Annotated in this window: 20 protein-coding genes and 1 tRNA gene; 3 read left to right on the top strand and 18 right to left on the bottom strand. The window is 65.8% G+C overall.

All coding sequences use genetic code 11. The features are described 5' to 3' along the window. Positions 1-81: 81 nt before the first annotated feature. Entirely contained in the window at positions 82-3,480 is a 3,399-nt protein-coding gene (locus ACLLJI_RS06115) for a pyruvate carboxylase (RefSeq protein ID WP_283560803.1), read from the bottom strand. Positions 3,481-4,103: 623 nt separating this feature from the next. Here ACLLJI_RS06115 and ACLLJI_RS06110 point away from each other — a divergent pair. Beyond that, positions 4,104-4,946 (top strand): ParA family protein, encoded by an 843-nt coding sequence (locus ACLLJI_RS06110; RefSeq protein WP_434619151.1) that lies wholly within the window; start codon positions 4,104-4,106, stop codon positions 4,944-4,946. A gap of 84 nt (positions 4,947-5,030) precedes the next feature. On the opposite strand, the gene ACLLJI_RS06105 is transcribed toward ACLLJI_RS06110, so the two are convergent. From ACLLJI_RS06105 to ACLLJI_RS06025, 17 genes are all read right to left on the bottom strand, one after another. Beyond that, a complete protein-coding gene (locus ACLLJI_RS06105) occupies positions 5,031-5,624 on the bottom strand; it encodes a MerR family transcriptional regulator (RefSeq protein ID WP_434619148.1) in 594 nt (197 codons plus the stop codon). 326 nt (positions 5,625-5,950) lie between these two features. Then, entirely contained in the window at positions 5,951-6,454 is a 504-nt protein-coding gene (locus ACLLJI_RS06100; RefSeq protein WP_283560806.1) for a bifunctional nuclease family protein, read from the bottom strand. Between the two features lie 45 nt (positions 6,455-6,499). Continuing rightward, positions 6,500-7,255 carry a transcriptional regulator FtsR gene (ftsR, locus tag ACLLJI_RS06095; protein WP_434621277.1) on the bottom strand — a complete coding sequence of 252 codons (756 nt, stop codon included), beginning with the start codon at positions 7,253-7,255 and terminating at the stop codon, positions 6,500-6,502. A 17-nt stretch (positions 7,256-7,272) separates the two neighbouring features. Next, positions 7,273-7,758: an FHA domain-containing protein gene (locus ACLLJI_RS06090; protein ID WP_434619144.1), complete on the bottom strand. Its 486-nt coding sequence runs from the start codon at positions 7,756-7,758 to the stop codon at positions 7,273-7,275. Positions 7,759-7,881: 123 nt separating this feature from the next. Next, entirely contained in the window at positions 7,882-8,268 is a 387-nt protein-coding gene (gene gcvH / locus ACLLJI_RS06085; protein ID WP_434619141.1) for a glycine cleavage system protein GcvH, read from the bottom strand. Positions 8,269-8,686: 418 nt separating this feature from the next. Beyond that, complete coding sequence (locus tag ACLLJI_RS06080) at positions 8,687-9,499, bottom strand: ABC transporter permease (RefSeq protein ID WP_434619138.1); 813 nt, start codon at positions 9,497-9,499, stop codon at positions 8,687-8,689. Beyond that, entirely contained in the window at positions 9,496-10,449 is a 954-nt protein-coding gene (locus ACLLJI_RS06075) for an ATP-binding cassette domain-containing protein (protein WP_434621274.1), read from the bottom strand. The genes ACLLJI_RS06080 and ACLLJI_RS06075 overlap by 4 nt, the downstream gene beginning before the upstream one ends. A gap of 97 nt (positions 10,450-10,546) precedes the next feature. After that, positions 10,547-11,401 carry a DUF4097 family beta strand repeat-containing protein gene (locus tag ACLLJI_RS06070; RefSeq protein ID WP_434619135.1) on the bottom strand — a complete coding sequence of 285 codons (855 nt, stop codon included), beginning with the start codon at positions 11,399-11,401 and terminating at the stop codon, positions 10,547-10,549. A gap of 73 nt (positions 11,402-11,474) precedes the next feature. Next, complete coding sequence (locus tag ACLLJI_RS06065; RefSeq protein WP_434619132.1) at positions 11,475-11,972, bottom strand: histidine kinase; 498 nt, start codon at positions 11,970-11,972, stop codon at positions 11,475-11,477. Positions 11,973-12,231: 259 nt separating this feature from the next. Continuing rightward, a tRNA-Pro gene (locus ACLLJI_RS06060) sits at positions 12,232-12,305 on the bottom strand. Positions 12,306-12,487: 182 nt separating this feature from the next. Further along, a complete protein-coding gene (gene der, locus ACLLJI_RS06055; RefSeq protein ID WP_283560812.1) occupies positions 12,488-14,056 on the bottom strand; it encodes a ribosome biogenesis GTPase Der in 1,569 nt (522 codons plus the stop codon). Between the two features lie 306 nt (positions 14,057-14,362). Continuing rightward, the gene (gene cmk, locus ACLLJI_RS06050; protein WP_434621271.1) at positions 14,363-15,154 is read right to left on the bottom strand and encodes a (d)CMP kinase; all 792 of its coding nucleotides are present in this window, start codon (positions 15,152-15,154) and stop codon (positions 14,363-14,365) included. After that, positions 15,148-16,251 (bottom strand): prephenate dehydrogenase, encoded by a 1,104-nt coding sequence (locus ACLLJI_RS06045; RefSeq protein WP_434619129.1) that lies wholly within the window; start codon positions 16,249-16,251, stop codon positions 15,148-15,150. Before ACLLJI_RS06045 ends, cmk begins: the two co-directional genes overlap by 7 nt. 4 nt (positions 16,252-16,255) lie before the next feature. Next, complete coding sequence (locus ACLLJI_RS06040; protein ID WP_434619126.1) at positions 16,256-17,740, bottom strand: pseudouridine synthase; 1,485 nt, start codon at positions 17,738-17,740, stop codon at positions 16,256-16,258. A gap of 30 nt (positions 17,741-17,770) precedes the next feature. After that, positions 17,771-18,448: an SMC-Scp complex subunit ScpB gene (gene scpB / locus ACLLJI_RS06035; RefSeq protein ID WP_434621268.1), complete on the bottom strand. Its 678-nt coding sequence runs from the start codon at positions 18,446-18,448 to the stop codon at positions 17,771-17,773. Positions 18,449-18,489: 41 nt separating this feature from the next. Further along, a complete protein-coding gene (locus ACLLJI_RS06030) occupies positions 18,490-19,365 on the bottom strand; it encodes a segregation and condensation protein A (protein ID WP_434621265.1) in 876 nt (291 codons plus the stop codon). Beyond that, positions 19,362-20,306 (bottom strand): ParA family protein, encoded by a 945-nt coding sequence (locus ACLLJI_RS06025; protein WP_434619123.1) that lies wholly within the window; start codon positions 20,304-20,306, stop codon positions 19,362-19,364. Before ACLLJI_RS06025 ends, ACLLJI_RS06030 begins: the two co-directional genes overlap by 4 nt. 212 nt (positions 20,307-20,518) lie before the next feature. On the opposite strand from ACLLJI_RS06025, the gene ACLLJI_RS06020 reads away from it, so the two are divergent. Together ACLLJI_RS06020 and ACLLJI_RS06015 are read left to right on the top strand one after the other, a co-directional pair. Beyond that, entirely contained in the window at positions 20,519-21,268 is a 750-nt protein-coding gene (locus ACLLJI_RS06020; protein WP_434619120.1) for an ABC transporter ATP-binding protein, read from the top strand. Positions 21,269-21,328: 60 nt separating this feature from the next. Further along, positions 21,329-22,738 (top strand): DUF6297 family protein, encoded by a 1,410-nt coding sequence (locus ACLLJI_RS06015; RefSeq protein ID WP_434619117.1) that lies wholly within the window; start codon positions 21,329-21,331, stop codon positions 22,736-22,738. The last annotated feature ends 24 nt before the right edge of the window (positions 22,739-22,762 follow it).

The raw sequence follows: 22,762 nt of genomic DNA, 5'->3' as shown, positions 1-22,762 counted from the left end.
AGCCGCGGCTGCCTCATGCAGCCACGGCCCCACCGATCAGCCCTATTTTAGCGCAGACCGGGCCGGGAGGCCGCGTACCCGCTATTCCTCCACGACCACCAGCAGATCGCCGCCCTGAACCTGCTCGATGGCGGCGACCGCCACCCGTGAAATCCTGCCCGCGACGGCGGTGGTGATGGACGCTTCCATTTTCATCGCCTCGATGGTCGCGATGGTGTCCCCGGCCTGGACGGCGTCGCCAACGGCAACCGTGACCGTGACCGCACCGGCAAACGGTGCGGCAATCTGACCCGGGACGGACTCATCTGCCTTTTCCGCGGCCTTGACGTCGCTGACCACGCTGCGGTCGCGGATGACCACCGGGCGTGACTGGCCGTTCAGCGTGCACATCACGGTGCGCATGCCCTTCTCATCCACCTCGGAAACGGCTTCCAGCGAGGCGATCAGCCGGACACCCTTCTCCAGCGCGATGATGTGTTCCTGCCCGCGCTGCAGACCGTACAGGTAATCCCTAGTATCCAGCACGGACACGTCCCCGTAGGTCTCCTTGACCTTCAGATAGTCCCGAGTGGGGCCTTCGAAGAGCAGCCGGTTGAGGGTGGCCCGCGCGGTGGCGGGTTCCCCCACCAGGGCCGCGCTGTCGTCGGCGCTGATCTCGGCGTCGCGGATTTTGACGTCGCGGCCCTGCAGCGCCTTGCTCCGGAACGGTTCCGGCCAGCCGCCGGGCGGGTTGCCCAGCTCACCGGAGAGGAAGCCGATGACCGAATCGGGCACATCGTAGTTCTGCGGGTTCGCCTCGAAGTCCTGCGGGTCCGCCTTGATGCCGACCAGATGCAGGGCCAGATCCCCGACGACCTTCGAGGACGGAGTTACCTTGACCAGATGGCCCAGGATCCGGTCCGCGGCGGTGTACATATCCTCGATTTCCTCGAAGCGCTCCCCTAAGCCCAGCGCCATGGCCTGCTGGCGCAGATTAGAGAGCTGTCCGCCGGGAATTTCATGCTGGTACACGCGCCCGGTGGGCCCGGCCAGACCGGATTCAAACGGAGCATAAACCCGCCGCACTGCTTCCCAATAGGGCTCCAGCGCGCAAATGTTCGGCAGCGAAATACCGGTGTCGCGTTCGGTGTGCGCCAACGCCGCCACCAGCGCCGAGGCCGGGGGCTGGCTGGTGGTTCCGGCCAGGGCGGCGGATGCAACATCCACAGCGTCCACGCCGGCGTCGACCGCGGCCACCAGGGTGGCCATCTGGCCACCGGTGGTGTCGTGGGTGTGCAGGTGCACCGGGAGGTCAAATTCGGCCCGCAGGGCGGCGACGAGTTTCGCCGCCGCGGCCGGCCGCAGCAGCCCGGCCATGTCCTTGATGGCCAGAATGTGCGCACCGGCATCGACGATCCGCCGGGCCAGGGCAAGGTAGTAATCCAGCGTGTAAAGCTTCTCTGCCGGATCCAGCATGTCCCCTGTGTAGCACAGCGCCACTTCCGCGACCGCTGTTCCGGTGGCGCGGACGGCCGTGATGGCCGGGGCCATCTGGTCGACGTCGTTGAGCGCGTCGAAGATACGGAAAATATCAATCCCCGCCGCGGTTGCCTGGCCGACGAACGCCTCTGTCACTTCTTCCGGGTACGGCGTATAGCCGACGGTGTTGCGTCCGCGCAGCAGCATCTGCAGGCAGATGTTCGGCAGCGCCGCGCGCAGTGCGGTCAGACGCTCCCAGGGGTCCTCTCCCAGGAAGCGCAGAGAAACGTCGTAGGTTGCCCCGCCCCATGCCTCCACGGACAGCAGCTCTGGGGTGAGCGCGGAGACGGCCGGGCCGACCGCAACGAGATCGCGGGTCCGGACCCGGGTGGCCAGCAGCGACTGGTGCGCATCCCGGAATGTGGTATCCGTAACGGCCACGGCCGTCTGCGCCCGCAGCGCCGCCGCGAAGCCTTCCGGACCGAGTTCCTGGAGCCGCTGGCGCGACCCTGGCTTGAGGTCCTGGTCATCCACGGGCGGCAGCTTCCCGGCCGGATCCACATGCACCTTCAGCTCGCCATGCGGCTTGTTCACGGTGACATCGGCCAGCCAGGTCAGCAGTTTGGTGCCCCGGTCCGCGGAGACCCGCGCCTTGAGCAGCTCCGGTCGCTCATCGATGAAGGAGGTCGCAACGTTGCCGGCGATGAAGTCCGAATCGTCCAGCACCGCCTGCAGGAAAGAGATATTGGTGGAGACGCCACGGATGCGGAATTCCGCCAGCGCCCGGCGGGCACGGGCCACGGCACTGGGGTAGTCCCGGCCGCGGCAGGTCAGCTTCACCAGCATGGAATCAAAGTGCGGACTGATCTCGGCACCCGCGTACACGGTGCCGCCGTCGAGCCGTACACCGGCGCCCCCGGCGGAACGGTACGCGGAGATCTTTCCGACGTCGGGCCGGAACCCGTTGGACGGATCCTCTGTGGTGATGCGGCACTGCAGCGCAGCGCCCTTGATCGACACCGAGTCCTGGCTCAGGCCAAGCTCCGAAAGGGTCTCCCCCGCGGCGATCCGCAGCTGCGCCTGGACCAGGTCGACATCGGTGATTTCCTCGGTCACGGTGTGCTCGACCTGAATCCGCGGGTTCATCTCAATGAAGAAGTGCTGACCGGCCCGTTCGCCCACGGTGTCCACCAGGAACTCCACGGTTCCGGCATTAACATACCCCAAGGCCTTCGCAAACTTCACGGCATCGCGGTACAGCGCCTGCCGGATATTCTCGTCAAGGTTAGGAGCGGGCGCAATTTCCACCACTTTCTGGTGCCGGCGCTGGATGGAACAGTCCCGCTCGAACAGGTGCATGACGTTGCCCGCGGCATCGGCCAGAATCTGCACCTCGATGTGGCGCGGACGCAGCACTGCCTGTTCCAAGAACATGGTGTCATCACCGAAAGCGGCATCCGCCTCACGCATGGCCGCCCGAAGTGCCTCCGGCAGATCCTCCCGCTTGTCCACCCGGCGCATGCCGCGACCACCGCCGCCGGCCACAGCCTTGGCGAAAATAGGGAAACCGACTTCGTCGGCGGCGGCAATCAGCTCATCCAGATCCGCCGACGGCTGACTGGACTTGAGCACCGGAATACCGGCGTCGCGGGCTGCGTCAAGCGCGTGGACCTTGTGCCCGGCCAGTTCCAGAACGTCGGCCGGCGGCCCCACAAAGGTGATCCCGGCTTCCTTGGCCGCCGCGGCCAGCCCCGGGTTCTCCGAGAGGAAGCCGTAGCCCGGGTAGATTGCATCCGCGCCGGCCTCCTTGGCCACCCGGATCACTTCTTCGACGTCCAGGTAGGCACGGACCGGATGCCCCTCCGTTCCGATCAGATACGCCTCGTCGGCCTTCTGCCGGTGGATGGAGTTGCGGTCTTCATATGGAAAGACGGCCACCGTCTTGGCGCCCAGCTCGTAGCTCGCACGGAAGGCTCGGATGGCAATTTCGCCGCGGTTGGCTACCAGAATCTTTGAAAACATGATGCTCCTGGGGAACTGGGTCGGAGGAAGGTGGCGGGTCTGCGTGCTGTCAGTCTCTAAGAGCGAACGAGCTCAGGACAAGTCGAGGTGCCATAGGTCACAACCGGCCGGCGTAACAATGCGTCGTAACAAATCTGCGTCGTACCAATGTAGTACAAGAGCACGAAATACAGGAGCACGGCGGACCTGCGGATACAGAAGGTCTTGTGCAGCGTTGCACGCTCGTGCGCGGGCACGTAGATCCGCCGCATGGCGAGCCTCATCGGCCGTCACGGAGAGACCGCGTCGCTTCCGTCCGCACACTGGTGGGGATCGGGCAGCGCCGCCCGTCCAGCTCATCCAAAGACCGGAAGCCGAGGGCGTTCAACATATGATGAAGGTGGGGTTCCGTAGAAGACCCCCATGTGCCGGTCGCTGAATGGCGTCGGTACGGTGTTGTCAGGCAGCGGTCCACCCGCCGGGTTACGTGTGCTATTGGTGTCGTTTTTCGATGGGGCCGCAAGCCGCGAACGGTCCGCATATAGCATGTTTCTGACTCCATGCCTCGGGTTACCCCCGGGCACGGCGCGGACACGGCAGCAGCACGCATACGAGTAGGCGACGAAAAGGTATTGGTTCAAGCCGTGCAGGTAGTGAGCATCAGCAGTCTCAAAGGAGGCGTCGGCAAGACGTCCGTCACCCTGGGGCTGGCCTCGGCAGCGCTGGCGGCCGGCGTTCCGACCCTGGTGATCGACCTCGACCCGCATGCGGACGCCAGCACCGGCTTGGCTGTCTGCGCCGACGGCCAGCAGGATATCGGGCACATGCTCAAGAACGCCCGTAAGGCGGCGCTTGCCGCCAATGTGCTCCCCAGCGGGTGGGTCAAAAACGCCACCTCCGACGGCGGCGCCGCACCCGTGTTGGACGTGGCGATAGGTTCGGCCTTCGCCGGCGTTTACGACCGGCCTGACCTGGGGCGCAGGGATCTGCGCCGGCTCCACACGCTGCTGAACAATTCCACCAATTCGACCCCGCGCAGCACCCGCACATACCGGCTGGTGCTGATCGACTGCCCGCCCTCGCTCAATGGCCTGACCAGGATGGCGTGGACCGCCAGTAACCGGGTCATGCTGGTGGCTGAGCCGGCACTCTTCTCCGTGGCCGGCACCCAGCGCACCCTTCGCGCCCTCGAATTGTTCCGCGCCGAGTTCGCACCTGGTCTGTCCGCTGCCGGAATTGTCGCCAACCGGGTGCGCAGCGGATCCACCGAACACAGCTACCGCCTGGCAGAATTGAAGACGATGTTCGGCCCGCTCCTGCTGTCCCCCACCATCCCGGAGCAAGCCAACTGGCAGCAGATTCAGGGGGCCACGCATCCAATTCATCAGTGGCCCGGAGAATCGGCGAAAAACGCCTCGGAACTCTTTGACCAACTGCTCAGCGGGCTGCTGGCGAAAGGCTCCGTCCGGAACCGCATCCACCGCTAGGCTTCCACCGCCCCCGGACAGCCACCACCGGTCCCCAGCCGCAACCTCAAAACTTACAGGGGATCAAGGCGGGTGCCGGTCAGGCTAGGAGATCTTGCGGGCGTCCCGGCGCTTGCTGAGTTCGTCGTCGGGGAAGGACTGCACTGCGGCGTGTTCGCTGGGCAGCGCGGCGAGGCTTCCCTCCACCTCGCGCCAGACCCGGCCGACGGCGATGCCGAAGACACCCTGACCACCCTGTACCAGATCGATGACCTCGTCCGCGGACGTGCACTCGTAGACCGATGCGCCGTCGCTCATCAGGGTGATCTGTGCCAGGTCTTCCACACCCCGTTCGCGCAGATGTTCCACGGCCGTGCGGATCTGCTGCAGCGAAACTCCCGTGTCGAGCAGACGCTTAACAACTTTGAGGACCAGGATGTCACGAAAGCCGTAGAGGCGCTGGGACCCTGATCCGGCCGCACCGCGCACAGCGGGTTCCACCAGCCCCGTCCGCGCCCAGTAGTCCAGCTGACGGTAGGTGATGCCGGCAGCCTTGCAGGCGATGGGTCCGCGGTAACCGGCATCTTCGTCCAGGACGGGCAGATCCTCGGTAAACAGCAGCCCCTGTGCTCCGGCCGGTATGGCCTCGCCCGGGACGGGTGCGTGTCTTAGCTCGCCGGCGTCGCCTTTCGGACTCACGTGGACCCTCCTTGTCGTCGTTCCCTAGGAGAAGTCGCGTGGCGGCTTCTGCAGAAAGTGCCTAGAGCTGAAAATGTGCCTCAAGCTCAAGCCTGAACTTGCCTCAAGAGTGCTGGTATCGGTATCGCATGATCGGTGGTGCAGAGCTGAAGTGCATACCCGAACAGTCTGACCGCCCGAACTCCCACTGGCAATGGGAACTCATATACCGACGTTAGAGCCGCCACGGCCTTTGGTCAAAGACGCGGGAACTAATTTTCCGGCGTGTCGGAACTTTCAGGTTCAGCTTTAACCTTACCCGGACGCGATCACCTCTTTCGCGCACCTCATTTCTCGAAGTCCTCCGGTTCCACGCCGTTAAGGAATTCACGGAACCGGCGAAGCTCCCGCTCCTCGGCTTCCGGGGAGGTGATGGCGTCGGGTTCTTCTTCATCGTGATCGGTTATCCGCACCCCGGCGTCCTCCATCACCGCCGGAGCACACCAGATGGTGCAGTCCGCGCGCAACGCGACCGCCAGCGCATCCGAGGCCCGGGAACCAACCGCTGTGCCGTCGTCGAACATCAGCTGGGCGTAGAAAACGCCGTCCTCAACGGCCGTCAGCGTAACGCTGGCAACGGAGCGCCCCAGCGCCTTCACGATGCTGCAGAGCAGGTCATGGGTCAGGGGACGGGGCGGGACAACACCCTGCTGAGCAAGCGCGATGGCCGTGGCCTCCGCCGTGCCGATCCAGATCGGCAGGTGGCGATCCCCCGCCACCTCTTTGAGCAGCACCAATGGCTGGTTGGAAGGCATCTCCACCCGCACACCGACGATCTCCAGCTCAATCATGTCCGGTCAGTCATCCTTCGCGCAGCGTCGGGGTCCGGGAATACATCAGCGGTCCATCCGGGAAATCCGATCCTGGACCAGCGCACTGTGCAGACTCAGACACAGTTCGCTGATTTCACGGGCCGTCTCCGCGGCCCGGGCCTGCGAGGCACCGTCACGGCGCGAGCTCAGCGGCGCGACCGCCCGCTCCACCAGCCCGAACTCGCGTTCGGCGGCGGCCTGGAATGGGCGCAGGTGCCGCGGCTCCAGCCCGTGCGATGAGAGCGCGGTGCAGGCCTTCGCCACGCGCAGGGCGTGGTCATCAAAATGGCCGTCAACGGCGGCGATCAGGCCAAAGCTCACGAGCGAGGCCACCAGCTCACCACTGGCCCCCGACTCGGCGCGCAGCTGCTCCGGGCTGAGCCTGCGCGCCCGGCTCTTGAGCTCGACGGCAAATTCATCAGATACCATCCGCGGCGCGATGGACACGCCCGGGGGCAGATTTTCGGGCCCTTCGCCGCGGTCAATCGCGTCCAGATAGTCGCGGATCACCTTCAGTGGAAGATAATGATCGCGCTGCAGGGCCAGAACAAAACGCAGCCGCTCGACGTCGGCTTCCCGGAACTGCCGGTATCCTGCCGGCGTCCGCTGCGGGGCGATCAGCCCCTTCTCTTCATAGAAGCGGATCTTGGAGGCGGTCACCGACGGAAAGTCCTCGCTCAGCTGAGCCAGCACCTCGCCAATATTGAAAATGACGGGTGGTCGGGACCGTCCCGAGTGCGTACGGGCATCCGTCAGGGTCCTGCGCGCCGGCTGATTCATGCTGCCCATGCCGGCCCTCAGGGCTGAGTCTGGGCGGGAGCGGCGGGGCTGTAGTAGTACGTGAGCCGAAACTTGCCGATCTGGACTTCATCCCCGCTGCGCAGCCGGACCGAGTCAACCCGGTCTCCATTGACATATGTCCCGTTGAGGCTGCCGGAATCGACGACCTCGAATCCGCCGCGCAGCCGGCGGAACTGGACATGCCGCCGGGACACGGTGACGTCATCCAAAAATACGTCGGCGGCCGGATGCCGGCCCGCAGTCGTCATGTCGGCATCGAGCAGGAACCGGGCGCCGCGGTTGGGTCCGCTGTGCGCAATCAGCAGTGCGGAGCCGGCCGGCAGAGCCTCCACCGCCACCCGCTCTTCCGAGGCCAGCTTATGCTCAACCGTTGGCTCCCTGCTGAGCGGAGACAGTTGGATCGACGTCGTCTCGGAAGCACCCGGCTGATCCGCAAACTCCGCCTGACCACTGGACACGGCGTTGCTTGAGTTGTCAACCATCGGTACTCCTCCTCATGTCGCTAGCCCGCGGCCCGCACAATCGTACGGCCGGCGCGTAACAAAAAACTGTAGTGAATGTCGCCATCAGCGGCGCGCCTACGCAAGCAAGCGCCGCCCTTCCCACTAGCCTACCTGTTGTTCGTACTCACCGGCACTGAGCAGCGTGTCCACGGACGAGACGTCGTCGAGCTTAATCTCCAGCAGCCAACCGTCGCCGTACGGGTCGGAGTTAATCAGCGCAGGCTCGCCGTCCAGGGCCTCATTGCGGGCGGAAACTTCCCCGGCGAGCGGTGCGTAAATATCGCTGACGCTCTTGGTCGACTCGACCTCACCGACGACGGCGGCCGCGGCGACGTTACTCCCGGCTTCGGGCATCTGCACATAGACAACATCGCCCAGCGCGTCCTGGGCAAAATCGGTGATGCCCACCCGGACCACGCCGTTCGCGTCCGGGGCGGTAATCCACTCGTGCTCGGCGGTGTAGGAGAGGTCTGCTGGAATATTGCTCATCTGGTGCCTTTCGCGGGTGGGACGTGCTTTCGTCCAGTCTTTCGGGCGGCGGCCAGCATTACAAGCCGCCGCAGAAAGTATAGGCAAATCAGACCGGACGTTGGCTGCCATGTCGATGTTGCGGTCGCAGGGCTTTCGGGTAGTGGGAGAGTATCCATAAACCGCCGCCCTCCTTCGGACTCTCTGCGCCAGCCACCGGAATCGGACGTCGTCATGGCTGCTGCGCCGAGCAACGAACCTCATTTCACGTCTGGAGGCGTGCGGTCCGCGGCGGCTTCGGCCTCCGAGACATCGAAGGATGCGAACATATTGAGCAGGTCGGCGGGCGAGGCCGGGGCGAAGATCACCTCGAGGCTCGCCGCTCGGCCGATCCGAACGTCAGTGCGCCCTGGGCCTTCACGACGAGCGTGCCATCGGATCAGCGCACCGACTTCTGGTTGTAGAGCACCATCGACCAGGCGTAGCCGACGACCGACAGCAGCACGATCCAACCGATCGCGAGCAGCGGGTTCGCGCCCATGTCGCTGCCGGTCAGCAATCCCCGCACGGTCTCGATCCACGGGGTGAACGGCTGGTACTGCGCGAACCCATGCAGCCACGCCGGCATCGATTCGGTCGGCACGAAGCCGCTCCCCAGAAAGGGGAGGAAGGTGAGTATGAGCGGCTGGTTGCTGGCGGTCTCCACCGACTTCGCCGCCATCCCCATCGCGACCGCGAGCCACGTGATCGCGAATGCGACCAGTGCCATCAGTCCGGCGGCCGCAAGCCACTGCAGCGGCCCGGCGGTGGGCCGGACGCCGATCAGCAGGCCGACGCCGAACACGACCACGACGGCGATGAGCGCCTGGAGGGTGTTCCCGAGCACGTGCCCGGTCAGCACTGCCGCCCGAGAGAACGCCATCGTGCGGAATCGCGCGACGATGCCCTCCGTCATGTCCATCGAGACCGTCGTGGCGGTGCCTCCCGCGCTCCCGGCGACCGTCATGAGCAGGATGCCGGGAAGCACATAGGCGGCATACGCCTCGCGTGCGTCGACGGCCCCACCCGGGAGCCCGGCCCCAATAGTGCCGCCGAACACATACACGAACAAAAGCAGGAACACCACCGGTAACACCACGACGAAGACTGTCAGACCCGGATAGCGGATCATATGCAGCAGGTTCCGGCTCGTCATCGTCAACGAGTCCGACAGGACGTGCCCGCGCTGGGGTTGGGTTGTTGCGGTGGTCATGAGGGGATCCCTTCTGTCCGGGTGTGCTCGACCCGGGCGGTGAGCGCGAAGAACACGTCGTCCAGGTCGGGGGTGTGGATGCTGAGGTCGGCGACCTCGATGCCCGCGCCGTCGAGTCGGTCGAGGGCGCTCCGCAGGCTACGCACCCCGTCGCGGTTCGGTACCTCGAGGCTGAGCGCCGCATCCTTGCGGGCAGCCTCGGCGAACAGGGCCGCAGCCGAGTTCAGGGCCTGCGCGTCCGCGAACTGCAGGCGGATGTGGCCGCCCGGCACGAGCCGCTTCAGCTCGTCGGGGGTGCCCTCGGCGACGATCTTCCCGCCGTCCAGCACTGCGATCCGGTCGGCGAGCTCGTCGGCTTCGTCAAGGTACTGCGTGGTGAGCAGCACCGTGGTGCCCTGCGCAACCAGCTCGCGCACGATGTCCCACATGGTGTGGCGGCTGCGCGGGTCGAGTCCGGTGGTCGGCTCATCGAGGAAGATGATCCTCGGGGTGTCGACAAGGGTCATCGCCAGGTCCAGCCGGCGCGCCATGCCACCCGAGTACGTGGCGAGCGGCTTGCGGGCCGCCTCGACCAGGTCGAACTGCTCGAGCAGCTCGGCCACGCGGGCCTTCACCCGCTTGGCCGGCAGGTGACGCAGCCGCGCCATGAGCCTCAGGTTCTCCTCGCCGGTCAGCAGCTTGTCGACCGCCGAGAACTGGCCGGTGAGGCCGATCCCGGCACGCACGCCGTCCGGGTTCCGCACCACATCATGTCCATCGACGGTTGCGCCGCCGCCGCCGGGCCGCACAAGAGTCGTAAGGATGTTGACGGCGGTGGTCTTGCCGGCGCCGTTCGGTCCAAGGAGAGCCGACACTGTGCCGCGCGCGACGGTGAGGTCGACGCCGTCGAGCACCACTTTGTCGCCGAACGACTTGCACAAACCGCGCAGTTCGATCGCTGGGCTGACGATGGTCATTGGTAGTTCCTTCCGTCCGGTGGATGGGTGTGTTGGTTCCGACTGCCGGGCGTCGGCCGTGGCCTCCCTGGGTGTGTGACGTTGCGCGGGTCTACTGTGCGATGGCGGGCTGGACCGTGATGTCCCCGTAGCTGGTGCGCACCCGCACTTCGACGCTGCTCTCGCTACCCGCGGGGCCCTCGCCGGCGTTCATGTCGTTGCACACCACGCCGTTCTTGGACTGGATGTCGAGCCAGGCGGCGACGCCGCGGCGGATAGCGACGAGCACCTCCCCATAGGACGCGTCAAGCGCGATGGCGCCGGAGGACACCTCGTCGATGCGGATCTTGCCGTAGGAACTGCGGGCGGTCACCGAGTCGAGGGCCTCGCCGATGCTGATCGAACCGTTCGCGAGCTTCGCGGTCAGCGCCCCTCCTGCCACACCGACGTGGATGTCGCCGTTGGAAGCCTTGAGCGCGGCGGTCCCACCCACGTAGTCGACGCGAGTCGGGCCGTTGCCTGAGGTGAGCTCCAAGTCGCCGTCGACGTGGCCGACTGCCACCTCACCGCTGCTGGCGTGCACCTGCAGCTGTTCGGCACGCTCGATGCTCACGTCGCCGGCCGAGGACTTGATCCGCGTCGCACCAAGTGGCCCGTGGGTGCGGATCCGGCCGAAACTGGTGTCGGCGGTCAGCCGTGAGCCGCTCGGCAGGTCGACGGTGACATCCACCGACTCTTTGCCGCTACCGATGAGCGGGCCGTACCGGTGCGGCACGGCGATGGTGACCCGGCCGTCCCGGTATTCGACGACGGTCTCCGCGGCGGCACGCACGTCGGCCTTCTTGCTCGGATTGCTCGGATCGACACGCACCTCGACGTCCGTGCGCTCGCTGGCGGTGACCTCGATGCGCCCGACGGGGACGTCGATGGCGAGGTCGATGGGACCGTTAGTCTGGTATTCGGGCATGCTGTAGCCTGCCTTTCGAAGGGCGTTGTCGGGCGGCCTCGCGGTTGCGGGGCCGGTCAGTGGGCGGGGCGGACTAACGCACCCAGCCAGCGAAATGGTCAACGGAGCCTGACCCTCGTTGGGTCGAGCGGCGGCTCTTGGGTTCCAAAGCCGATGCGATGGCACGCACCAGCCAGGAGTTCACGGAGAGCCCGTCAGCGGCGGCCGCGTCCTCGACCCGGACCTTGAGGGCGTCCGGGAGCCGAAGTGTGGTGCGGGTTGTGCTCGCGCCGTCCGCGTCGTAGGACACGCTGCCGCGCGTTGCCTGCGGGTCGGCGTAGGACGCCTCGGCGGGCAGGCTCACGACGAACTCGGGGTCGCGGCCGCGCAGGCGCACGTCCACCAACCCGGGCGATAGTTCGCGGGTTATCTCCCCCGCGGCCGCCGAGAGGGCTTCGAGCAGCACCAGCCGGGTCGCCGAGTCGAGTGGCGCACTCAGGCGCTCGGCGACCGCGCGGACCTCGTCGCCGCCGCTCTCGGCTGCGACGGCCAGGTGGTGCTGAAGCTCTGCGACGTACTGATCCAGTTGCATGACACCAGTATTGCACCGTCATGGTGTCACGTCAAGCAATTATGATGTCACATAGCCGCCGCGTGACACCACGCTTGCGAGGAGCACGATTGGACGATGGGATGCGGCCGCCGGCCTGGGCATCCTGCTCGCGGGCGGTCCCGCAGCAATCCTCCGTGGAGACCAACCGCACCTACCTCCACCCCGGCGGTCGGAACCTCGCCTCCGCCGGACATGACAAAGCCCTGGTGAGAAACATGCTCTCACCAGGGCTTTTACGTCGGGCTGACAGGATTTGAACCTGCGACCCCTTGACCCCCAGTCAAGTGCGCTACCAAGCTGCGCTACAGCCCGAAAGTTCTGATCCGGCCAAAATACGGCCGGGCGAACCACCTCAAAAAGCTTACCGTAAAAACCGTGCCGCGCCGACCAGCAGACCTCAGGCTGTGCGCGGAACGCTGCGCGGATTGGCACGCCCAGGACGGCACGACGACGACGCCACCTGCCGTGCGCCGTCGTCGTACCCGAAGCGTCCGCTACTTCCGGGCAGTCTTTCCGCGCTTCTCGCGCACCCGCATGCTGACCTCAATCGGGGTGCCCTCGAAGCCGAAGGTTTCGCGCAGCCGGCGGGTAATGAAGCGGCGGTAGCCGGGATCCAGGAACCCGGTGGTGAAGAGGACGAACTTCGGCGGCCGGCTGGAGGCCTGCGTGCCGAAGAGGATACGGGGCTGCTTACCGCCGCGCACGGGGTGCGGGTGTGCGGCCACGAGCTCGCCCAGGAACGCGTTCAGGCGGCCGGTGGGGATGCGCCGGTCCCAGTTCTCCAGCGCCAGGTCCAGCGCCGGCACCAAGCGGTCCTTGTGCCAGCCGGTTTTGGCGGAGATATTGACCCGGGGGGCCCAGTCCACGTGGGCCAGGTCCTGCTCGATTTCGCGCTCCAGGTAGCGGCGGCGCTCGTCGTCCAGCAGGTCCCACTTGTTGAAGGCCAGCACCAGCGCCCGGCCGGACTCCACTGCCAGTTGGAGTATGCGCACGTCCTGTTCGCTGAGGACCTCGTCGACGGCCAGCAGGACGACGGCGACCTCAGCCTTCTCCAGTGCGGATTGGGTGCGCAGCGAGGCGTAGAAATCCGCGCCCTGCGCCATGTGCACCCGGCGGCGGATGCCGGCGGTGTCCACGAAGCGCCAGGTGCGGTCCCCCAGTTCGATGAACTCGTCCACCGGGTCGCGGGTGGTGCCGGCCATCGGATCCACCACCACACGCTCACTGCCGGCCAGCTTGTTCAGCAGCGAGGACTTGCCCACGTTCGGGCGCCCGATCAGGGCAACGCGCCGTGGGCCGCCGGAGCGTTCCAGGCCTTCGACGGCGGAGAACTCCGGCAGTACTTCCATCACGCGGTCCAGCATGTCGGCCACGCCACGGCCATGGACCGCGGACACCGGCCAGGGCTGGCCCAGTCCAAGGCCCCACAGGGTGGCGGCATCGGATTCCTGCACAATATCGTCTACCTTGTTGCCGATCAGGATGACCGGCTTTTTGGACCGACGCAGCATCTTGACCACGGCCTCATCGGTGGCAGTGATGCCCACGGTGGAATCCACCACGAGCAGCACGGCATCGGCCATCTCGACGGCGACCTCGGCCTGGTCGGCAACGCGGGCGTGGATTCCGCGGGCGTCGTGCTCCCAGCCGCCGGTGTCCACCAGGGTGAATTTGCGCCCGTTCCAGTTCGCCGCGTAGGACACACGGTCCCGGGTGACGCCGGGGGTGTCCTCCACCACGGCCTCCCGGCGGCCCAGGATACGGTTCACCAGGGTCGATTTGCCCACGTTCGGGCGCCCTACAATGGCGAGCACCGGATCCTGACGGACCAGGCCGTCGTCGTCGGCGTCCTCGAAGGTGCCGTCCAGCAGCGCGGCATCCTCGTCGTCGAGCTCGTAATCCGACAAGCCGGCGCGCAGCGACGCGGCACGGACCTCGGCGTCCTCATCATTCAGGGCAGCCAGGTGCTCAGCAACCCGGTCGGTGCCGGAGGGCGTATATTCTTCGTCACCGTGGCCAAAGTCACCTGCATCGGTTCGGCCGGTGGACTGAGAGTCGCTCATGGTTGCTTTCCTTCATGCTGATTTGTAAGGTCATCTTCGGCAGGTAATTCCTGCCCTGTGGCGGCGATTGCGGCCTGGACGTGCGCGGAGGGCCGGAGGCGTAGGTGCTCGGCCGCTCTGTCCATTGAAACACGCCGGGACACACCCCGTTCGCGGCTGGTCTGCACCGGGCCGTCGAAAAGCACCTGAAACCGTCCAGATGGACGCGGGGTTTGGTCCTGGTGCCGGGGAACCGTGTCCCAGCACTACGGCGAGGACGACGGCGGAACCCGGGTTCAGCGCGAGGGCGCAGGTCCCGGCATCGGCTTAGGCATTGCGGGCTGTGCTCCCGAAATGGCCGCCCTCTAAATGGCCGCCCTGGAAATGTTTGCCCTCCACCGCGTCGACGACCACCCGAAGGACGGCGTCAACGGTCTGCTCGAAGTCCAAATCCGAGGAATCCACTGTCACCACGCCGTCGGCGGCCCGGTGGAATTCCACCACGGTGGAATCCTTGGCATCCCTTGCCAGCACCTGGCGGGTGAGCTGCGCCGTCGTCTGGGTTCCGCCGAGCTGAATGCCTCGGCGCGCCATCCTGGCCTCTTCACTGGCGGTCAGCAGCAGCCGGACCTCGGCTGTCGGCGCCACGACGGTGGTGATGTCCCGACCCTCCACCACCATTCTCTTGGCCGCACGGACAATCGCCTCACGCTGCCGGCGGACCAGTTCCGTGCGGGCACCCAGTGTGGTCGCTACCGCGCTGACGGCGGCGGAGATGCGCGGTTCACGGATCAGTGCGGCAACCTCCCGGCCGCCAACCTTGACAAATTCATGGTCCGGATTGGTGCTTTGTTCCAGCTCAAGGGCGCGGGCGGCCGCCTCGACGGCGACGGCATCATCAAGGGCCACCCCGGTGTCCAGACACTGCCAGGTCAGCGACCGGTACATGGCACCGGTGTCCAGATAGGCCAGCCCCAGCCGACGGGCCACCTCCCGGCTCACGCTTGATTTCCCGGACCCTGAAGGACCGTCGATGGCAACCACCAGAGACTTTCCCTGGCGGAGCCCTAACAGACGGCCGGTAGCCGCAGCGGAGGCACTTTGGGTTTCCGTCACAATATGACCTTCCAACCGCGGTTTGTCAGTTCTTCCACCAGTGCCACCCGTTTGTCCGGCATGACAGACAATTCCACCATTCCCACTTCCCTACCGGCCGAATGATCCAGCCGTAGATCTTCGAGGTTGACCCCGATGTCGCCGATTTCCGTCAACAGCCGGGCAATCTGGCCGGGCTTGTCATCCACGAGCACCGTCAGCCACGCGTAGGCCAACGCGGGCCCGCCGTGCTTACCCGGGATGCGCGCCTGCCCGGCGTTCCCCTCGCTGATCAGCTGCGCAATATCCAGCCGCGCACCCGGGGCCGTGGGAGCCTCCAGCGTTGCAATCAGGCGGTTCAGGTCATCGCGGACACCGTGCATGACGTCGACCAGTTTAGCGGCATTAGCCCCGAGGATCTGCACCCACATGGCGGGATTGCTGGCCGCGATCCTGGTAACATCGCGCAGGCCGTTCCCGGACAGCGACAGGGCATGTGCCGGACTGTCCTGCAGCCGGGACGCGACCAGCGAGGCCATGATCTGCGGCAGGTGTGAGACCAGCGCGACGGCCTCGTCGTGTTCGTCGGGTGTGAACCGGAAGACGACGGATCCCAGGTCAATTGCCAGCGAGTGCGCGGTCTTGACGGCCGCGGCACAGCTCAGCTCGGAGGGGCAGAGCACCCAGGGCGTGCTGGTGAACAGCTCGCCCCGGGCCGCCACCGGGCCGGAACGCTCGCTGCCGGCCATCGGGTGCGTGCCCACATATCGGCTCAGGTCAGCCTCCGTGACTCCCGGCAGCTCCCGCAGTTCGGCCAGAATACCGGCCTTGACACTGGCTATATCGATGACGGCCGCCTGCGGGTAGTTTCCCAGCGCGGCAGCCACCACGGCAGCCGTGACGTCCGGCGGAGCGGCCACCACGACCAACTCAGGAGCAAGCTGTTCGCCGGCTTTTGGCGCACGGCCGGCCCCGATGTCCACCGCAACGGCCTGCGCTGAGGGCGACGTGTCCTGCAGGACGACGTCGATGCCCCGGGCGCATAAACCGAGCCCGATGCTGGCGCCGAGCAACCCGGTGCCGATAACAAGCACGGGGCCGTTCAGATGCGATGGATTCATCGGGTTAGAGCCCGACAGACGCGAGCAGGTGTCCCACTTCCTGCCGGCCCAGGACACGGATGCTGCCCTGGCGCTGGTCATTCATGCGGATCGGACCAACCTGGACGCGCACCAGGCGCTCCACGGGGTAGCCGACTGCGTCGAAGAGGCGGCGCACGATGCGGTTCTTGCCGGAGTGCAGCACAACCTCCACCAGAATGTGTCCCGGCGTGGAGTCGACCAGGCGGAAGGAATCAACGCTGGCCACGCCGTCCTCCAGCTCGATGCCTTCACGCATCTGCGCGCCAACGCCCTGGCCCATCGGCCCTCGGACCTGCGCCATGTAGGTCTTGGGAACCTCATACTTGGGGTGCGACAGACGGTTGGCCAGCTCGCCGTCGTTGGTCAGCAGCAGCAGACCCTCGGTGGCCGTGTCAAGACGTCCGACGTGGAATAGACGCTCATTACCATGGCGGTTCTTCAGGTAGTCGCTGATGCATGGGCGCCCCTCGGGGTCGTCCATGGTGGAGACCACACCTTTGGGCTTGTTGAAAACCATGTAGACCTGCGATTCATCGAGCTGCAGGCGGATCCCGTCGACCGTTATCGCCACCTTTTTGGGATCAACGCGCAGGCCGACCTCGGTGATGATCTGACCGTCGACCTCGACGCGGCCTTCCTCGATCATGTCCTCGCAGACACGACGGGAGGCGACGCCGGCGGACGCCATGACCTTCTGCAGACGGATTCCCTCGGGATCATGCATGTCAACGTAGGGGCCCTGGTTCTTTGGGCGGCGGTTCTGCTCGGTCGGGCGGTTCTTGACCGGGCCAAGATTGCTGCCGAAGCGTTCGCCGCCGAAGGCGCGCGGTCCTTTCGGTGCGCCGGACCTGGCTGCACCCGTTTTTGCGGCACCCTTGGCTGCCGTTTTGCGGGCGGCGCCGAACTTCGAAGGCCTGCCAGTCCCGTTGCCGACCCGGGGCGCACCGGATCCGGGGGCACGTGAGTATGGGGCATCCGAACGCGGTGCACCCGAACGCGGGGCATCGGAACGCCGGTCATCCGAGCGGGCATCCCGCGAGAACGGCGCACCCGAACGCGGGGCATCGGAACGCCGGTCATCCGAGCGGGCATCCCGCGAGAACGGCGCACCCGAACGCGGGGCATCGGAACGCGGGGCATCGGAACGCCGGTCATCCGAGCGGGCATCCCGCGAGAACGGCGCACCCGAACGCGGGGCATCGGAACGCCGGTCATCCGAACGGGCATCCCGCGAGAACGGCGCACCCGAACGCGGGGCATCGGAACGCCGGTCATCCGAACGGGCATCCCGCGAGAACGGCGCACCCGAACGCCGGCCATCGGACCAGGGTGTGCTGGTCCGGCGCTCGCCCGCGCGCGGTGCACCGGAACCGGCGGCGCCGCTGCCCGACCCCCCGGTGCGGGGCTTGATCCGGTCCTGACCGGAACGGCTACGCCCGGAATCATCTGAGCGGTGCGACGGTGTCATTACGTGTCCTTATAAAAATCGAATAGCTGGTCAATAGGATGAATCGTCAAAATCCTGGAGGTTTTCCAGTCCGGGCAAATGCGGGGCCAGCTGCGGAAGCTCGTCCGCACTGGCGATCCCCAGTCGTTCCAAAAAATAGTGCGTGGTCCGGTAAAGCAGAGCACCCGATTCAGCATCGGTCCCCGTTTCCTCGATCAAACCACGTTGGGCAAGCGTGCGCACCACAGAATCAACGTTGACTCCACGGATAGCGGAAACCCGCGCACGCGACACCGGCTGTCGGTAAGCGATGACGGCCAAGGCCTCCAGCGCAGCCTGCGTGAGCCTGGCTGACTGTCCGTCCAGCACGAAGCGGGAAACTATGTGAGCAAAGTCGCTGCGTGAATAGATGCGCCAGCCGCACGCGACCCTGCGTAGTTCGAAACCACGCGGCGTCACCCGGGTTTGCCCTGCCGCAAACTCTGGAGAATCCACCACAGGTTTCCCTGCAACCGACCCGGAAATGCCGACGCCGGCACCATCGCCCCTACCAGTATAGCCGTCATAATGACGCTGCAGACCGATGAGCAGGCCGCCCACCTCCTCAACGCCCAGCCCGACGGCAGCGGCCAGCTGTGATTCAGAGACCGGCTCATCGGTGACCATCAGGATGGCCTCCAGAGCCGCTCCGGCCCCACCGGGGAGATCATGAACGTCCGTTCCCGGCATGTCGGCGCCGTCCCCCGGATCACGGGAATTCTGCTGTTCAATCACTGGATGGCTTCCTCCGGCACGGACATTTCGGATAGCACGCCGGCATACTCCGCGGACAAATTATTGCTGCGCCAGTCTCGGGACACTCCCGTCCAGCGCACCTGCAGCTCACCGAGCGGGCTCGCCTGCTCGAACGTCACTGCGGCGTCGCGGAACATCTCCAGCAGGGCCAGAAACCGGGCCACGACCACCATCGTGGTCTCCGCATCGGCGATCAGGACGCGAAAGGACAGGGCAGTACCGGCGGCCAGCATGGCCCGCATGATCTGCGCCTGTTCCAGTACGCTGACGGCCGGCGCGTGCAGATGGCTCAGGCCAACCTCCGTGGGCGCGGCTTCCCGAGGGGCCAGCGCCTTGCGCGCCAACGCGGCGAACTTCTCCGGCGAGTGCCGCCAGAGTAGTTCCGGCAGCAGCGAAGCGAACTGCGGTTCCAATCCCACCAGCCGTGGAAACCGATCGGCCTCACGGTCCAGCCAGCCACCCATGATGGCCGCGATTTCCTTGAATGCCTTGTACTGCAGCAGTCTGGCAAAGAGCAAATCGCGCGCCTCCAGCAAGGCTATGTCGTCGTCGTTCTCCACCTCACCGGCCGGCAGCAGTCGGGCGGCCTTGAGATCGAGCAAGGTGGCGGCCAGAACCAGAAATTCGCTGGCTTCGTCGAGCGCCCATTCCTTGCCTAACTCCTGCGGCCGACGGATGTAGGCGATGAATTCGTCCGTAACACGAGCCAAGGCTATCTCTGTGATGTCCATTTCGTGCTTGGAAATCAGCCCCAACAACAGGTCGAAAGGACCCGTGAAATTCTCCAGCCGGACTTCGAATCCTGCCGGCGCACGACTGCCCTCAGCAGGACTGGTCTGCTGCTGAGTCAGGGCGAGCCACCACGGGACACGAGCTCTTTGGCCAGCCGGCGGTAGGAATCCGCACCCTGATGGTTTCCTGCGTAGGTGGTGATCGGTTCGGCAGCAACCGTTGCGTCCGCGAATTTGATGGTGCGCTTGATGACAGTTTCGAAGACCTTGTCACCGAACGCCTCCACCAGCCGCGAGATGACCTCGCGGCTGTGCAGTGTGCGCGCGTCATACATAGTCGCCAGCACGCCATCCACCTGCAGACGCGGGTTGAGCCGGTCCTGCACCTTCTCGATGGTCTCCACCAAGAGTGCCACCGCACGCAGGGCAAAGAACTCGCAAATGAGGGGAATAATCACCCCATGAGCGGCGGTGAGGGCATTGACCGTGAGCAGTCCTAAGGAGGGCTGGCAGTCGATCAGGATGACGTCGTAGTCATCTTCGACCTTTTTCAGGGCGCGGTCCAGCACCTGCTCGCGGGCCACCTCGTTGACCAGCTGCACTTCTGCTGCGGAGAGGTCAATATTGGCCGGCAGCAGATCGATGTTTTCGATTTCGGTGTGCCGGATCGCGTCGCGGATATCGACCTTGCGGTCCATCAGTACGTTGTAGACCGTGAGATCGAGCTCATGCGGATTCGTGCCCAGACCAGCGGAAAGAGCGCCCTGCGGATCGAAGTCCACCACCAGTACCTTACGGCCGGCCTCGGCCAGTGCCGCGCCCAGATTGATGGTGGACGTGGTCTTGCCGACGCCGCCCTTCTGATTAACCATGGCGATGACACGTGCAGGTCCGTGCGAGGTCAGCACGGGGGGCTCCGGAAATTGGGTCAGCGGCCGTCCTGTGGGACCCATTACGACGTCGTCAAAGTCCACGTCCGCGTGCTCCAGTTCTGCGCCCTCTGACCTTGTGCCATCCGGTTCTGTGCCCGCCAGAGTTGTTGAACCCTGTTCGTTGCTCACGTATTAGTCCACGCTTTCTCTCGTATCGGGGGCCCACCGGTCCTGCTAACTAGGTTACCGCCCGTGGCAGACTGAGTTTGGCACATTTGGCTGCCGCCGATTTTGAGCCTTGACCCTCAAGCTGAGCGTGAATGCTAGGTTTTTGGCCCCTGCAGGGACGTCGGGGCCGCCCAACGGGACCTCTCGTCCGGCTCGCCTATACTTTCAATGACATGAGCAAGCCGCATAAACCCGCCAAGGTCCCCGCCGCGGGTTCCCCCACCCCGCCGCGCCCGGAACTCGTCCGTGCGGAGCGATTACGTGTTGGATATGGCACTAAGCCGGTCTGCGGCGAGATCGCCTTCACCCTGCGTGAAGCCGAAGCCATCGCCCTGGTGGGCCCAAACGGCGCCGGCAAATCGACGGTACTCAAAACCGTCGTCGGACAATTGGGAGCGATCAGCGGCAAAACCCACATCCGCGGTCAGGAGGCGGACGACCGCCGGCTGGACTTCCGCCGCGAGGTGGCGATGGTCTTCGACGACGATGCCTTCTTCCCCGCACTGACCGTCGAGGAGCATCTGGCCATCGTCGCTGCGGGGCATGGCTCCACCGCGGTCGAGGCACTGATCGACGCGGAACTGGACTTTTTCGGCCTCAGCGAGGAACGCGCGGCTCCGCCGCACAATCTCTCCTCCGGCCAGCGGCGCAGAATGCTCCTCGCAGCGGCCTTCGTCCGGCCCCGGTCACTGTTGGTCCTGGACGAGCCCGAGCAGCGGCTGGATACCGGCATGCGCGCCCGGCTGGCCGCGCGGTTGCGTGACCAGGTCGATGGCGGCCAGGGCCTGCTGCTGGTCACCCACGACCCGGCATTTCTGAGCGCCGTCGCCACCCGCGCCATTTTTGTCGACGACGAGGTGAAGAAGATGACGCCGGCACAGGCGGCACTGGCCATCTCCTCCGAGAACCCGCATGCGCACTGAGCAGACATCATGACCGTGGCACCGCAATCGCCAGAAGCCTCCGGGCCTCCGCCTCCGCCTGTGTCTGCGCCGGCGGCGCTGAGCGCCAAGGAGATCCGCCGCTACACCTTTAAGGTCGGGCTGGCACGCTCAGAAGGCGGCATCGGAGAGCTGATTTCGGAGATCTACACCTATGTCTTCGGCGCCGTCGTGCTCGTGGTCATGTCCGGGGCCATCATCGTTGGGCTGCGGCATTCGCTGGGCCTGGGCTCGGAACCGGTATGGACTGCATCCGCCCTTGCTCCCGGCTTTGCCAGCCTGGAGCCGCTGCAGGCCTCTGCCACGCTCATGCTCACCCTGGCCGCGGCGCTGCTCAGTGTCCAGATGAACATCGGCCCGATCGCCATGACCGTGCCGCAGACCTTCTGGTGGCTCGGTCTCCCGGTCCGCCGGCGTGGTTTTATTGAGCCGGGCTTCTTCCGGTCCATGATCTGGCCCGTCACCGGGTCGGTCGCCGTCGTCGTCCCCCTGTCGCTGGGCATCGGCGCGGATAACGCCCCCGGTCCCGTCGCATTAGCCACACTGTGCGGCGCGGCTCTGGCACTGCTGTTATACGGGATTGCCGGCTGGGTGCAGATCACCGGCGGGGAGCGCTGGCTGCGCCCGCTGGCCGGCGCGGTCACCGTCGTCGCGCCCCTTTCCCTGGTAGCCACCGCACTGTTCAATAACGCCGAAAACACCCGCGTGGACATGTCCTGGCTGCAGTACCTGCCGACCAGCTGGCCATTGCTCGTGGCCGCGGGCCAGCTCTGGCCGCTGCTGGTGACCGGGCTGGCGCTGCTGCGCCAGCCCTCGACCCTGGTGCGCGTGGCGGTGCTGGCGGCCATACCCGCAAGTCTTGCCTCGGTGCAGTTCCTGGGCAATGCCACGCTGATTGCCGTGGTGCTGTATTTCTGTGCACATTTTGCGGTCACCGGACTGGGCTCGGTGGCGCGGTTTGCAGCCGGGAATCCCAGTGTGGATGCCCTGATGCCGCTCCCGGCCAAGACCGTCCGGCGGGTGCATTTTGTGCTTCCGGCGGCGGGCATGACGGTGTGGGCGATTCTGTGCTTCGTGCTGCTGTTCGTGCTGGGAGTGGGTTCCTGGCCGCTGATCATTCTGGCCGTGCTCGCCGGTCCGGGCTTGGGCGGCGCCACGCTGCGGGCCGCATTCCGGCCCACCCCGGACTGGAACATGCCCGCCGTTGCTACGGCAATGGGACCTGTTCCGACCGGTGCCATCCGCAGCTTCCTGATCGGTCCCGATCTGACGCTGATCACGCTGCTGCCGGTGCTGATCTGTCTGATTTCCGGTGGCGTTCCGCCGCTGGCGTTCCCGATCCAGCTCGCCCTGACCCTGATTGCCTATGCCTGGGGTACCCGGGTGCGCAAGCCCAAAAAGAAGGGCGACGGCGGCATATTCGGCATGCCTGCGGTCCCCGCCGCCCGCTGACGCGGGTCGGACGGACCAGCCGAA

It is taken from the genome of Arthrobacter sp. A5, from assembly GCF_051131705.1.
Lineage (GTDB): Bacteria > Actinomycetota > Actinomycetes > Actinomycetales > Micrococcaceae > Arthrobacter_M.
This window is presented reverse-complemented; position numbering and strand designations above follow the sequence as displayed.

Coding starts and splice junctions, on each gene's coding strand:
- ftsR (WP_434621277.1), bottom strand. CDS start 7,255: ATGAATCAGCCGGCGCGCAGGACCCTGACGGATGCCCGTACGCACTCG.
- ACLLJI_RS06020 (WP_434619120.1), top strand. CDS start 20,519: ATGAGCAAGCCGCATAAACCCGCCAAGGTCCCCGCCGCGGGTTCCCCC.
- gcvH (WP_434619141.1), bottom strand. CDS start 8,268: ATGAGCAATATTCCAGCAGACCTCTCCTACACCGCCGAGCACGAGTGG.
- ACLLJI_RS06040 (WP_434619126.1), bottom strand. CDS start 17,740: ATGACACCGTCGCACCGCTCAGATGATTCCGGGCGTAGCCGTTCCGGT.
- ACLLJI_RS06065 (WP_434619132.1), bottom strand. CDS start 11,972: ATGCAACTGGATCAGTACGTCGCAGAGCTTCAGCACCACCTGGCCGTC.
- der (WP_283560812.1), bottom strand. CDS start 14,056: ATGAGCGACTCTCAGTCCACCGGCCGAACCGATGCAGGTGACTTTGGC.
- ACLLJI_RS06100 (WP_283560806.1), bottom strand. CDS start 6,454: ATGATTGAGCTGGAGATCGTCGGTGTGCGGGTGGAGATGCCTTCCAAC.
- ACLLJI_RS06115 (WP_283560803.1), bottom strand. CDS start 3,480: ATGTTTTCAAAGATTCTGGTAGCCAACCGCGGCGAAATTGCCATCCGA.
- scpB (WP_434621268.1), bottom strand. CDS start 18,448: ATGCCGGGAACGGACGTTCATGATCTCCCCGGTGGGGCCGGAGCGGCT.
- ACLLJI_RS06080 (WP_434619138.1), bottom strand. CDS start 9,499: ATGACCACCGCAACAACCCAACCCCAGCGCGGGCACGTCCTGTCGGAC.
- ACLLJI_RS06090 (WP_434619144.1), bottom strand. CDS start 7,758: ATGGTTGACAACTCAAGCAACGCCGTGTCCAGTGGTCAGGCGGAGTTT.
- ACLLJI_RS06045 (WP_434619129.1), bottom strand. CDS start 16,251: ATGAATCCATCGCATCTGAACGGCCCCGTGCTTGTTATCGGCACCGGG.
- ACLLJI_RS06070 (WP_434619135.1), bottom strand. CDS start 11,401: ATGCCCGAATACCAGACTAACGGTCCCATCGACCTCGCCATCGACGTC.